The organism is Leifsonia sp. A12D58 (genome assembly GCF_047530025.1).
GTDB lineage: Bacteria > Actinomycetota > Actinomycetes > Actinomycetales > Microbacteriaceae > Cryobacterium.
On the sequence record NZ_JBLJAT010000002.1, the window covers coordinates 135,446 to 148,464 of the forward strand.

The following is a 13,019-nucleotide window of genomic DNA, read 5'->3' on the forward strand; positions in this document are numbered from 1 at the left end:
CTCCACACCGCACGCGGGGCACGGCGGACCATCAAAGAAGTCACTGCCGTCATCCAGGTCGTCATCATTCACCCCTCCAGTCTGCGGCACGTTGTAGTCAGTAAGCGACCCGTCACCGACCGCCGTCTTCATTTTAGATATCGACCCGTGACGCTGTCAGCCGAGCCCGCGATCTCCTCCGGCGTGCCTGTGGCGACGACGCGTCCACCTGCTGACCCTCCGCCCGGTCCGAGATCGACGATGTAGTCAGACGCGCGGATCATGTCGAGGTCGTGCTCGATGGTCACGACGGTGGCGCCGTGGTCAATGAGCCGCTGCAGAACCCGCAAGAGAACCTGCACGTCGAGGGGATGCAGGCCGATCGAGGGTTCGTCGAGCACGAAGAGGGCGTCGTGTTGGTCGCGCCCGACATCGGCAGAGAGTTTGAGCCGCTGCGCTTCACCGCCGGAAAGCGCCGTCGTGGCTTCACCGAGGGTCAGGTATCCAAGGCCGAGGTCAGCGAGCACCTGAAGCCGGGAGTGAACCCGCTTCACGTCGGTGAGGGCAGGCAGTGCCTGGTCGACAGTGAGCGAGAGAAGATCCGGCAGGCTGAGCGGCTCCCCCGCGCCATCCGTCGAAGGGCGGCGGATTCCATATGCTGTCGGGTTGTACCGGCTGCCGTTGCAGGCAGGACAGACGATGGCGACGTCGGGGAGAAACTGCACGTCAAGGGAGATCTGGCCGGTGCCGTCGCAGTCGGGACAGCGCAGGGATCCCGTGTTGTAGGAGAAGTCCCCCGTCTTCAAGCCGCGCTCGGTTGCGTCGGGGGTTCGAGCATACGCGCGACGCAGGTCGTCGAGCACGCCACTGTAGGTGGCGACGGTGGAGCGGACGTTGACTCCGATGGGCGACGCATCCACGACGTCGACGACCCGGATGCCGCTGGGGTCGACGTCAGTGATGTGGCTGGGAAGCTTCGTGCCCGTGGCGCGGGCGATCAGTGCGGGCACGAGGCTCTCGAGAATCAAGGTTGTCTTCCCGGAGCCGGACACGCCGGTGACCGTCGTCAGGCGGCCCTTGGGAATGTCGAGATCGAGCGCGTGGACGGTGTGGACGGATGTCGTAGACATCTGGATACGGCCATGGGCAAAGAGCGTTGACGCGCTGGCCCGTTGGCGCACAACGTCATGACCGCTCGCGCTCAACAATGGCGCGATCCGCGAATGTGGGTTGGCGGCGATGTCGGCGAGCGTCCCTGAGGCGATGACGCGACCACCGGCCGCGCCTGAGCCGGGTCCAATTTCGATCAACCAGTCAGCTTCGCCGATGACGTGAGTGTCATGATCGACCACGACAACGGAGTTGCCGTCGCTCAGGAGACTCCGGATAACGGCAAGGAGCCCGTCAATGTTGGCTGGGTGCAGGCCGATCGACGGCTCATCAAGCACGTACAGCACACCCGTTGTGCGGTTGCGAACCGCACGCGAGAGCTGCACGCGTTGCCGTTCGCCGGTGGAGAGGGTGGCAGAGGCACGGTCCAGCGTCAGATAGCCGAGACCCAGCCCGAGAAGCATCTGCGCGGCCTCCACCATATTGGCGACGATGCTGTCGGCCATTGCTGTCATGTCCGGAGGCATTGAAGCGGGCAGGGTCTGCACCCACGCGGCAACGTCCTCAAGTGTCAGCGCCGTCGCGTCCGCAAGGTTGATTCCGTCGACCAGTGTGGAGCGCGCCCGGGCGTTTAACCTGCTCCCCTGACACACCGGACAGGTCTGCACGCTCAGAAACCGCTCGATCCTGCCGAGCCCGCTCTCGGTCTCGGCCTTGCGCAGGGCTTCAACCACCGCCTGATGGGCATTGCGATAGGTGGCATTGAGTTCGAACAGTTTGCCGTTCTTCGATGGAAACAGCACGATCCGTTTCTCAGCGGGCCCAGCGAACACGATCTGCCGCTCGTGCTCAGTGAGCTCGCTGAAGGGCACGTCCGTGCGCACTCCCATCTCGGCAACCACTTTCGGGTTGGCGGCCAGCCCGAACATTCCCCATGGTGCGACAGCGCCCTGGTCAATGCTGATCGTCTCGTCGGGCACCAGGGTGCTGTCGTCGACGTCGCGGACGATCCCCGTTCCCTGGCAACGCTCGCAAGCACCCTCACTGTTGAATGCAAACGACTCCGCACTCGGGGGCGGGAACACTACCCCGCAGGTCGGGCAGGTCAGGGGGCGGTCCAGCGCGACGTCGATCGTCGGCTGCAGCCGATGCCCGTTCGGACACTGGTGGCACCCGAGTCGGGAGTAAATGAGTCTCAGGCTGTTGAGGAGTTCTGTTGATGTGCCGAAGGTGGACCGCACCCCAGGGATGGCGGGACGCTGGCGAAGCGCGAGTGCGGCCGGAACGTGCTCCACACTGTCGACGACGGCACGGGCGGCCTGCGAGAGGCGCCGGCGCGTGTAGGTGGAAAGCGCCTCGATATACCGACGGGAGCCCTCGGCGTAGAGCACGCCGAGGGCGAGCGACGATTTGCCGGAGCCGGACACACCAGCGATCGAGACGAGGGTGTGAAGCGGCACATCGACGTCGACGTTCTTCAGGTTGTTCACTCGGGCGCCACGCACCCGGATCGCGTCAGGAAGCATCAGCGGTGGCCATCAGCGTGCAGGCACTCGAATTTAAGTGATTCGTCATGGCACGACTCCCTGCCGGCCGGCGCGATGCGACCGACTCACTCGACATCCGCTCATTATGCTCTGCAGCTCGGGCACAGAACAGGGTGAGGCGCATGCGATCTGCGGACCTGGCGACAAGAATGGAGGTGTGCAGCAGGACATTGCCCGTGTGACAACGACCGACGACGTGAGCAGCTACTTCACTTGACTCTTCTGCCGCCGGGGATCTCTGTCCTTTGCGAACGGGTCGATATAGTCCGTGCGCTGGTCGGCCGGCACCCCTGCACAGCGCTCCGCTTGCCGTCGCTGGTGCGCAACTTGATCGAATTGGTGTTGCGTGATTCCCGAGCGAGCGTCACACCATGAGGAACACGACATGATTAGCGCATGTTCGAAGCCGCGCGTATCCCTGCTGTCGACGTCCGAATCGGCGACCTGATCACCTTGTACGACGGCACCGGTCGATTCCACAGCTTCACATGATCGGCGTCGGATAAAGCCCAGCCCGATGATTCGACATCCGCCGCTAGGACCTGACAGATGGTCCCGGCTTGAGAACCGGGGTCGGGGCGAGCATTGCGGCCGGCGGCGTGAAGAGGGCGGAGACGACATAGGCGACCACGACCGCGACAATCACGAGCGGCATGAGCGTCAACCCATCCGAGGCAAGGATTAGCGTTGGGAGTAGGACGGAGGTGAGGGGCAGCTTGAGCATAACGACCGACATCGCCCCGATGCCCATCGCGACACCGGCAATCATTGGCAGGCCCGGCAGATGCGACAGGGCGGCTCCACCAACGGCTCCGATGAAGAGCGCAGGAAAAGTGGGGCCGCCACGAAAGCTGCTCAGCGCCAAACCGTACGCGACTCCCTTGCACACAATGAGGAGGAGCAACGCGCCGACGGTGTACTCGGACACGTTCGCAATGAACGGACCCAAGGCGTCCTGTCCCGAGAACAGGACTTCGGATGCACTCCTGCCGCTGATTACGGCATAGCCGACTGCCAGGCCCGCGATCGCCAGGCCGACGACGGGCATGAGGAGCAGCATCCGACGCTCGATGTGCGGTCGAAGGGCAACGCCCAGCCAACGGATTCCGGCGCCGACCGGTACGGCCGCGAGTCCAATCAGTATTGCCCAGGGGAACTGCGCACCCGTGGGAGCCTCCGCGGGTGGGATGTCGGAAATCGCTAGTGAAAAGGTTCCCAAGCCGGTCCAGGCGTCGAGGCCGATGAACACTAGTGAGCCGATCCCTGCCGCCAACAGACCGGGTACGAGCACGAGCCCCAGGGTCGCGCCGCCCAGCCCCGATGCCTCCATAAGCAGAAAGGCGCCCGTGAGCGGTGAGCCAAGGAGCGTACTGATGGCGGCGAAGCTGCCCGCGGCCGCCATCATCGTCTGCGATCGAGGCGGCGCGTCGCGCTTGACGAGCCTCACTGTCAGGGCGCCAAGTCCAGCACCGAGGGCAATCAATGGCGCCTCGGGGCCGAGCACGACGCCCAGGCTCAGGGTCGCAAACGCAGCGAGTACCACGCCGGGGATCTGCCGCCCGGTCGGTGGGCCCTCCATCGCGAAGCCGTCGGCCGGGGAGTGCCCACCCTTTCCCGGTAGGTAGCGGATCGTCAGCGCAACGAGTACTCCGGCGACCAGAAGGGGAACAAACGGCCACCAGATGGGTGCAGCGCCGGAGCCCAGCGCTTCAGGCAAGGTCGTAAAGATCCACGTCTGTATGACGCCAATGAGCGCGAGGAAGAAGTACGCCGCAGCGGAGATCGGAACACCAATGAGCGCGGCCAAGACAAGGAGCGCGAGATAGCTCTTGGATCGCAGCATCGCGATCGGATCAGGTGGCGGGCTCACGGTCGAGGACATGGAGTGACCATATCCGCAAGTTGCACGGCAGGGAATCACCTACCCTGCGTGATACTCCGCGAGGGCAGTCGCGCCCAATCCGCGATGAGATGCACCTCCGAAGACAGCCGATCATTCCAGGGAGCCCACTAATCGCGGGTAGTTTCCGCGCAATAGGTCTCATCTGATCCACTGTTGACGCCAATCCAGAATGGCCGCCGACAACACTCTTAACCAGCAAGGGCAGCGCTTGTTCTGCCTGGACACATGCACGGCGTAAAGATCGCCCAAGGGCGAATCGGAGCCAACCGATTTCGAGAACTAGGCTCCCACCCAAGTTGGAGCTGAGCACCGAAAGTGAACAACGCATGCTATCCGCGCGAAACCCTAGGCCGGAGTTTAATGCGTAGCAAGTTTTGATCCACTGAACTGAAAGCGACCTCGGGAAAGGAAAATCCTGATCAGATCAATTTACAGTAGGGCGGACGGGACTTGAACCCGTGACCGACGGATTATGAGTCCGCTGCTCTAACCAGCTGAGCTACCACCCCGAGTTCTGCTTACTCCGGAGAGTGGGCAGAAGCTTCGTCGGCGACCATATCGGGCACCGGCTCACCACGATACAGGTTTTCGAAAGTGCTCAACGTCCGATTGATGTCGTGCGCCTCGATCATCTTCAGCGACTCATTCTTCATCGCGTTCAGATCATCCGGTGCAGCCGTCAGCACGGTGGTCAGCTTCGCCGCGAGATCCTTCGCGCTGCTCGGCTCGAACAGGTACCCGTTCTTGCCATCGTGCACGAGGTGCGGCAGCGCCATGGCGTCGGCGGCGACAATGGGCAGACCGGATGCCATGGCCTCCATCGTCGCGATGCTCTGCAGCTCGGCAATCGACGGCATGGCAAACACTGTTGCTCGTGAGTATGCGGTTCGTAGCTCGTCATCGGTGACGTAGCCCGTGAACGTGACACGATTCTTGATGCCCAGACTGATCGCCAGGTGCTCCAAGTTGCGCTTCTGGTCTCCACCGCCGACGATCTCGACCTGGGCGTCCAGGCTGGGATCCAGCAGCGCGACGGCTTGCAACAGCACGTCGATCTGCTTCTCACCGGTGACACGGCCCACGAAGAGGATGCGGTTCTCGGTACGCGGCTCAAAGTTGGGCGAGTAGTTATCTGCGTCGATGCCGCACGAGATCGCGCGCACGCCGGTCAGTCCGGTGTACTTCTCCAGGAACTCTGCGGCACGCTGAGTCGGCGTCGTGACAGCTTCTGCGCGTCCGAAGGTGCGCCTGGCCGCTTTCCACGCCATGGCGATGCCGCGATCCTGCAGACCCTTGGGGATCCCTGTGAACTCGAGCATGTTCTCGGGCATGAAGTGATTCGTACCGATCATGCGGATGCCGCGCTTCTCGGCCTCGATCGTGACCCCACGACCCACGTTGATGTGAGATTGGAAGTGCACGACATCCGGCTTGAAATCGTCGAGCACGCGGCGGCTGACCGGGCGGATGATCCACGGCAGTGCGTATCGCAGCCAGTCGTGCGGGTACCAGCGCCAGCTGTGCAAGCGGTGCACCATCATCTGCTGGCCCTCGTGCGTCTCGACCCAGGAGCCATGCTTGCGCGACGCGGCTGGAGCCATCACGTGCACGATGTGCCCACGGTTCACGAGACCGGCTGCAAGCCGTTCAGCGAAGCGCGCGGCCCCGTTGACGTCTGGGGCAAAGGTATCGGCTGCGATCAGCACACGGATCGGCTTCTTCGCCTGTGCGGCGTTGCCTGTGTGGGCGTCGCGCGAGTGAGTCGAGTCTGACAAGTGGCTAGGTCCCTACGTTGGTGTGCCGGGAATGATCGTCCGACAGGAAGTCTGGGAAGCGAAAACGCGCTGACGCGCAAGTCACTTCGAACCCTATTCTAAACCGGGCAGCTGCGAGTGCCCGTGTTTCCCGGCGCGTCTTGATTCGCGTCATAGCCCGTCAGCTCGCTATTCAGCCGACTGTGGGTGGTACTTCGAGAGCCGGAACACGCCCCAGATCGCTATCGCTCCGGCGATGACAAAGATGAATCCTGCCCACGGCGGCGCCTGTGAAGCCTCACCGAGGACAACGATTCCGATGCCGACGGCGATCAGCGGATCGACGACGGTCAGACCGGCGATCACGAGGTCAGGCGGGCCAGACGCGTAGGCATTCTGCACGAAGTAGCCACCGAGGGCTGCGGCAAGCAGAAGCCCGAGAAGACAAATGAATGTGAGCCCCTCGAAGTTCTCGTGCTGCACCCGGTTGAGGATGACCTTGGCCAGCGTCGCGACGAATCCGTAGAGCACACCGGCGCCGATGATGTAGAAAATCGCCTTGAACCGCTTGCGCAGCGTCACGAACGCGATCCCCGCGAGTATCAGAACGACAGCCAGGATGATGAGGATCGTCACCAGGTTCTGATCAGTGACCGGCTTGTCGACGGCGGTGAATGCGGCGACTGTGACGAAGAGGCCGACGCCACCGACGCACATCGCGATGGCGATGATTGATGGACGATTGAGGCGAACATGGCTGATCCTGGCGTTGAGGATGGCCGTGATCACCAGGGCGACAGCACCGAGCGGCTGCACCACAATCAACGGGGCGAAATACAGGCTAGTCAGCTGGAACACGATGGCCAGGCCGAGCATGATCGTGCCGAACACCCATGACGGCCGTGAGAGCAGCAACATCAGCTGTTTGACGTTGAGTCCGCCGGTCACCTGTTCGGTGTTCGCTTCGACCTTTCCCACACCGCGGTGCTGGAATTGTGCACCGAGCGAGAGGAACACCGCACCGATCAGGGCAATGGGAATTCCGATGGCCTGCCGAGGGTCGATTGCGATGTCTACTGCCAGTTCAGTCAGGTCAGGAGTCACGGTTCGACCATATCGAGAAGCCGCCCGATATTCTTGTCAAATGGCCGTACGCTCAATACTTATTTCTGGTGACCCTGTCCTGCACACCCCCGCCGCTCCCGTCGTCGATTTCGACGATGACCTGCGCGCTCTGGTTGCCGATATGTTCGAGACGATGGATGCCGCCCCCGGCGTCGGTCTCGCCGGCCCGCAGGTGGGAGTCGGCCTGCGCTTGTTCACGTTCAGCTACACGGACGATGATGACGTCACGTGGCGCGGGGTGGCCATCAACCCAGAGCTGTGGATCACCCCCATCCCTGCCGGCTTTGCCGACGAAGACGAGGATGTCGAGGGGTGCCTGTCGTTCCCCGGCGAGCGTTTCCCACTGATGCGGGCACAGTCAGCAATTCTGCGCGCTGTCGACCTCGACCAGCAGCCTTTCGAGATCCGGGCAGACGGCTGGCTCGCTCGCATCTTCCAGCACGAGTTCGACCACCTTGACGGCACGCTGTATGTCGATCGCCTGGAGTACCCGGATGCCAAGCTGGCAGCGAAGATCAGCCGCAAGCGCAGCTGGGGCGTGCCCGGCCTGTCCTGGCTGCCCGGAGTCGACAACCTCGAAGACTGAATCCATGTCGCGGAGAGCATCCGCTGCATAAGAACCGCCCTGCACCCGATGGTGCCGGGCGGTTTCTTATTCTGAGGGCTCTGTTGCTCACGGCTTCGTTGCTCAGGGCTTTGTTGCCTTTTTTCGTTCGTTGCCTTTTTCGTTGCTCAGGCGAAGGCGCGGATGGCGGCAGCGACGACGGCCGCCACGATGACCACGATGATGAACGGCACGCGGAGGGCGAAGAGCGCGATGGCCACGATGACGGCGGGCACACGCGCATCCACCACGATGGACTGCCCCTGACCGAGTGTCTGCACGGCGATGAGTGCCGCAAGCAACGCCACGGTGAGCAGGTCGGCGATGCGCGACGCCGCGGGATTCTCCAGCACGTGGGCCGGCACCAGGAAACCGAGCATTTTGAGCACGACGCAGGCGATCGACGCCAGGATGATGATCTGCCAGAGCGTCAACCTGCACCTCCAGGCGAATCAATCGCAACCGATCGGGCACCGAGCAGGTTGAACGCGCCGATGACGATGGCGACCAGAGCCGCCACAAGCACCGGCAGCCCTGGCATCAGTACCGGGGTCAGGAGCGTCGCCACGACACCAGCTGCAACCGCGACAGCACCCGTCTGCATGTTCTTCAGCCGCGGCCAGAGCAGGCCGACAAAGGCGGCAGCAGCGGCGGCATCCAGCCCGTAGGCGCGGGTGTCCCCCATTGCATCCCCCAGCAGGGCGCCGATGAGCGTCGTGATGTTCCACCCGATGAAGATCGCGAGCCCTGTCACCCAGAAGCCGAGCTTCTTGCTGCGCGGAGTCGGCTGGGCGAGGGCGACGGCCGTCGATTCATCGATGGTGAGCCAGGCGCCGGCGATCCGCTTGAGCCAGCCACGCCCGACGATCGGGGCAGTGCGGATGGCGTAGATGCTGTTGCGTGTGCCGAGAAGCGCCGCGCTGGCGATGGCCGCGGGGCCCGCAGCCGCTCCCCCGGCGGCTACGACGCCGACCAGGGCGAACTGGGAGCCACCAGAGAACATGATCAGACTAAGGAAGCACGTCTGCCAGATGTCGAGACCTGAGGCCACAGAGAGGGCGCCGAACGAGACACCGTACGCGGCGGTGGCCAGTCCGACGGCCAGTCCGGAGCGCACTGCACTCCGATTGACTGCCGCTTCGGTGACGTCATCGTCACCGGCGGGAGACGCTTCGTTCACGAGCGGGCCAGATCCACTCCGTGAACGCCATTGTGGAAACGCAGTGACGGGAACACGGCAGACACCGAGAAGCCGACGCCAGGAACGGTTCCGGCGTTGAAGACGCCACCGAACAGCTGGGTGCGTTCCCGCATCTGGGTGAGCCCCGCACCGGACAGCGTCTCGTTGAGCGCCTTCAGGTCGTCTTCGATCGAGTAGGAGGTCGGGGCTGCTGCGGCATCTGGTTCACGCGCGGCCCTGCGCGCGGCTGCACGGATGCCGTCGTCGTCGATCAAGAGCTGCAGGCCGTCGTGGCTCCAGCTGAACGAGACGCGCGCCTCTGTGCCGATACCACCGTGCTTGAGCGTGTTGGCCAGAGAGCTCTGCAGGATGCGGAAGATCGCGAGCTCCGCACCGGGCTTGAGCGGAAAGCGTTCGCCGGTCTCGGTGAAGCTGATGACGAGTCCGGCGTCGTGCATCACCCTGAACAGGTCGCGGGCAGATTTCAGGCCGGGCTTCATCGCAGCGACTGACTCGCCCTCACGCGCAATGGTGAGCACGCGACGCATGTCGGCAAGTGCATATCTTCCGTCTTCGACGAGTGCTGTCATCACGCGCACCGCGCTCGACGGGTCGTTCTCGGCCGTGTAGCGCGAGCCCTCTGCGCGGGTGATCAGTTTGGAGACCGCCAGCACGGCGACATCCTGCAGTTCGCGGATGATGCCGAGTCGGCCCTGCTGCTCGGCGAGCGACAGTTCGAGGTCAATACGGGCACGCTCTGCGTTGCTGCGATCGAGGCGCGTGCGCCGTGACGCGCGCAGAGCCGTGAGCCAGAGAATCGCGAGAATGACGACGAGAACGCCGAGCCCTGCGCTGAGGATCAACCAGAAGTCCATCCCATGCCTTTCGTTGTACGTACCTGCGCGACACCTATCTGCACAGTACGAGAGAAACAAGAAGGTCACCAGAGGTGAAATCGAGGGCGACCTGGCGCACCGGAGGGCATGTGAACCGCCACGCTGCGAGCAGAAACCGCGGAATACCAGTATCGGCGCCTCCGCAACTATACGGGGATCCGTGCTGTGGCCCTGTCTGGTACTGTCACGCTCCGCGCCCGTTTGCTGGCTGCTGCTGGCTGCTGGCTGCTGGCTGCTGGCTGCTGGCTGCTGGCTGCTGGCTACTGGCTACTGGCTACTGGCTACTGGCTACTGGCTACTGGCTACTGGCTACTGGCTACTGGCTACTGGCTACTGGCTACTGGCTACTGGCTACTGGCTACTGGCTACTGGCTACTGGCTACTGGTTGCTGGTTGCTGGTTGCTGGTTGCTGGTTGCTGGTTGCATAACTCCTGCTGAATTCCGCGCGGCAATGCAACTCCCGCATGATTCCGGGGTGGAAATCGCAGCGGACCGCAAATTGCAGGAGTTATGCGCAGGAAGCGTCCCGCACTCCCTGCTACAGATTCCACAACCGCTGGCACCCGTGCCGAGCCTGAATCCATATCTATGTGCGTTACCGCTGCATAACTCCTGCAGAATTCTGCACGAACCAACAACACCCGCATGATTACGGGGTGGCAACCTCGGCCGACCGCAAATTGCAGGAGTTATGCACGACTCTGGCCGCAGCGAGGCCATGGCACAGGGCACAGGGCTCAGGGCTCAGGGCTCTCAGGGCTCAGGGCCCGCCCTGGTTAAACACAGAAAGCCCAGCCTCCGAAGAGACTGGGCTTTCTGTACGAGAAGCAAAAAGGCCACCAGGGGTGGAGCCCTTGGTGGCCTTTAGCTCCCCGAGTTGGACTCGAACCAACAACCTGCCGGTTAACAGCCGGCTGCTCTGCCAATTGAGCTATCGAGGATTACTGCTTGAGCAGCGTTGCTACTTTATTTCACAGGTTGCGCTTTCACCAAATCCACAGCGACCGAAACCGGCTGGTCAATACCCGAGATGGGGGTCAACTACCCCAATAAATCGCGCATCTGAGAGGAATGCAGCTACATTCCAACGAATTCTTTCTGCGAGCAATGGCGCAGTCATCTCGGGCGTGTCGGCCATGTGCGGCGTAATCAGGCATCGGGGCTCATGCCAGAGCGGATGCCCGTCAGGCAGCGGCTCGGGATCCGTCACGTCAAGCGCGGCTCCGGCGATGCGCCCCGCAGCCAACGCGTCGACCAGAGCAGCCGTGTCGACCAGGGGTCCGCGGGCGATATTGACCAGGTTGGCGTTCGACTGCATCAGGGCGAGTTCGGGCGCACCGATCAGGTGCCGAGTGCCCGCGGTGAGAGCCGCAGCCACGATCACGACATCCGCTGTCGGCAACACCTCATGCAGCCGATCGGTCTGCACAGTGCGTGCCGCGCCATGCACCGCATCGGCGCTTCGGCGCACCACAGTCACGTCAGCCCTGAATGGCTCAAGCAACGAAATGAGTTCGTGGGCGATTCCGCCTGCTCCGATGATGACAACGTTGAGACCGTAGAGCGATCGCCCCTCGGGCTTTGTCTCCCAGTGCGTCGCCCTGGCACGCTTGGGCAACACGCGAAGCAGAGCAAGTGTTAGCGCCAGGGCGTGTTCTGCAACGGGCTGGGCGTACGCACCCTTGGCACTCGTGAACGTGAGCCCTGGCCTGGCCTGAGCCTCGAGAACGTCGCTGAACGCGTCGACACCTGCCCAGGGAAGTTGCACCCAATCGATCTGCGGATTGGCGGCGAGCGTATCCCCCAGCTCGCTCGAATGCGCGTAGGAGAGCCAGACCAAACCCCTGGTTGCCTCTGACAACGGGACGACCTCTCCCCCACCGGCTTCGACTGCAGTGGTGAACACGGGTGTCGGATTCGGGAGAACAGAGATGGGACCCGGTGTGGGCGGCACTGCAACGGGTTCGATTGATGCGATTCCCGCTGGCAACACCGCCTGATGCTGATTAGTCATTGGATTCCTCCAGTCGAGTCTGCGCGCTGTGCCGGTGGTGAGCGGCGTGCGGTTGTGCGCGGTCTTGCTCGCGCTCCACATTGTGCGCCTGCGTGGTGAGAGCTTCGGCCATGCTGGCAACATACGGATGCCACGGATCGCGGAACACCTCCTCGATCGTCCCGAGGCCGACAAGCACGCCCTGGTGCATGATGGCGATCCGATTCGCCACCCGGCGCAACACCGCCAGGTCATGACTGATCACGAGCGCCGAGAATGCGCGCTCGTGCTGTAGCTCGACGATCAGGTCGATCACTGCATCCCGCACACTGACGTCCACGCCGGCTGTCGGCTCGTCAGCGATGAGCAGCGTCGGGCCGAACACCAGCGCCTTGGCCAGTGCCACACGCTGCCGCTGCCCGCTGCTCAACTCATAGGGGAATTGAGAGAGCACCGCGAGCGGCAGCCTCACCGCGTCGATCATGGTGGCGACCCGGGTGTTGAGTGCGGCCTTGTTGTAGTGCTTGTCCCGTTCGAGAATCGGTTCTGCGACGATTTCCGCGACGGTGAGGTTGCTTGGCAGCGTCACCGCGGCATCCTGCGCGAGGTAGCCGACGCCGAAGGTGAGCTCTGCGAACTTGCGCCTGCTGATCCGGCGCAACGGGATGCCGAGCACTGTCGCCGTTCCGCCGGTGATCTGCGGCTGGAGTCCAGACGCTGAGACGGTATCTCCGGCGAGAACCCTCGCCAGCGTCGTCTTGCCTGATCCGCTCTCCCCCAGCAGCCCGACGACTTCGCCCGGCGCCATCCGCAGTGACAAACCGCGCACTGCGACGTACGCCGGGCTCGCGCCGTGCGGCGGATACTCAATCGTCAGGTCACTCGTTGTGATCGGAAAATCAGGTACCGCTTGGCGTTTCATAATCA

General features: G+C 63.2%; 10 protein-coding genes and 2 tRNA genes. 1 reads left to right on the forward strand and 11 read right to left on the reverse strand.

All coding sequences use genetic code 11. The features are described from left to right. Window positions 1-128: 128 nt before the first annotated feature. From ACMT3I_RS06500 to ACMT3I_RS06520, 5 genes are all read right to left on the reverse strand, one after another. Entirely contained in the window at window positions 129-2,615 is a 2,487-nt protein-coding gene (locus ACMT3I_RS06500) for an excinuclease ABC subunit UvrA (protein ID WP_414803654.1), read from the reverse strand. Window positions 2,616-3,171: 556 nt separating this feature from the next. Further along, window positions 3,172-4,518 (reverse strand): chloride channel protein, encoded by a 1,347-nt coding sequence (locus ACMT3I_RS06505; protein WP_414803655.1) that lies wholly within the window; start codon window positions 4,516-4,518, stop codon window positions 3,172-3,174. Between the two features lie 456 nt (window positions 4,519-4,974). Continuing rightward, window positions 4,975-5,048: transfer RNA gene (locus tag ACMT3I_RS06510), tRNA-Ile, on the reverse strand. A 9-nt stretch (window positions 5,049-5,057) separates the two neighbouring features. After that, window positions 5,058-6,314, reverse strand: coding sequence for a glycosyltransferase (locus ACMT3I_RS06515; RefSeq protein WP_414803656.1), 1,257 nt, complete (start codon window positions 6,312-6,314; stop codon window positions 5,058-5,060). A 168-nt stretch (window positions 6,315-6,482) separates the two neighbouring features. Next, window positions 6,483-7,397, reverse strand: a complete 915-nt coding sequence (locus ACMT3I_RS06520; RefSeq protein ID WP_414803657.1) for a DMT family transporter — start codon at window positions 7,395-7,397, stop codon at window positions 6,483-6,485. A 40-nt stretch (window positions 7,398-7,437) separates the two neighbouring features. Here ACMT3I_RS06520 and def point away from each other — a divergent pair, with 40 nt between their 5' ends. Continuing rightward, the gene (def, locus tag ACMT3I_RS06525; protein ID WP_414803658.1) at window positions 7,438-8,004 is read left to right on the forward strand and encodes a peptide deformylase; all 567 of its coding nucleotides are present in this window, start codon (window positions 7,438-7,440) and stop codon (window positions 8,002-8,004) included. A 146-nt stretch (window positions 8,005-8,150) separates the two neighbouring features. On the opposite strand, the gene ACMT3I_RS06530 is transcribed toward def, so the two are convergent. From ACMT3I_RS06530 to ACMT3I_RS06555, 6 genes are all read right to left on the reverse strand, one after another. Beyond that, entirely contained in the window at window positions 8,151-8,456 is a 306-nt protein-coding gene (locus ACMT3I_RS06530) for an AzlD domain-containing protein (RefSeq protein WP_414803659.1), read from the reverse strand. Continuing rightward, a complete protein-coding gene (locus ACMT3I_RS06535; RefSeq protein WP_414803660.1) occupies window positions 8,453-9,202 on the reverse strand; it encodes an AzlC family ABC transporter permease in 750 nt (249 codons plus the stop codon). Before ACMT3I_RS06535 ends, ACMT3I_RS06530 begins: the two co-directional genes overlap by 4 nt. Then, on the reverse strand, window positions 9,199-10,077 hold the full coding sequence (locus ACMT3I_RS06540) for a sensor histidine kinase (protein WP_414803661.1): 879 nt from the start codon (window positions 10,075-10,077) through the stop codon (window positions 9,199-9,201). The genes ACMT3I_RS06535 and ACMT3I_RS06540 overlap by 4 nt, the downstream gene beginning before the upstream one ends. Window positions 10,078-10,967: 890 nt before the next feature. Beyond that, a tRNA-Asn gene (locus ACMT3I_RS06545) sits at window positions 10,968-11,040 on the reverse strand. 77 nt (window positions 11,041-11,117) lie between these two features. After that, complete coding sequence (locus tag ACMT3I_RS06550) at window positions 11,118-12,113, reverse strand: D-isomer specific 2-hydroxyacid dehydrogenase family protein (protein WP_414803662.1); 996 nt, start codon at window positions 12,111-12,113, stop codon at window positions 11,118-11,120. Then, window positions 12,106-13,014 (reverse strand): ATP-binding cassette domain-containing protein, encoded by a 909-nt coding sequence (locus tag ACMT3I_RS06555; protein WP_414803663.1) that lies wholly within the window; start codon window positions 13,012-13,014, stop codon window positions 12,106-12,108. The genes ACMT3I_RS06550 and ACMT3I_RS06555 overlap by 8 nt, the downstream gene beginning before the upstream one ends. Window positions 13,015-13,019 lie beyond the last annotated feature (5 nt).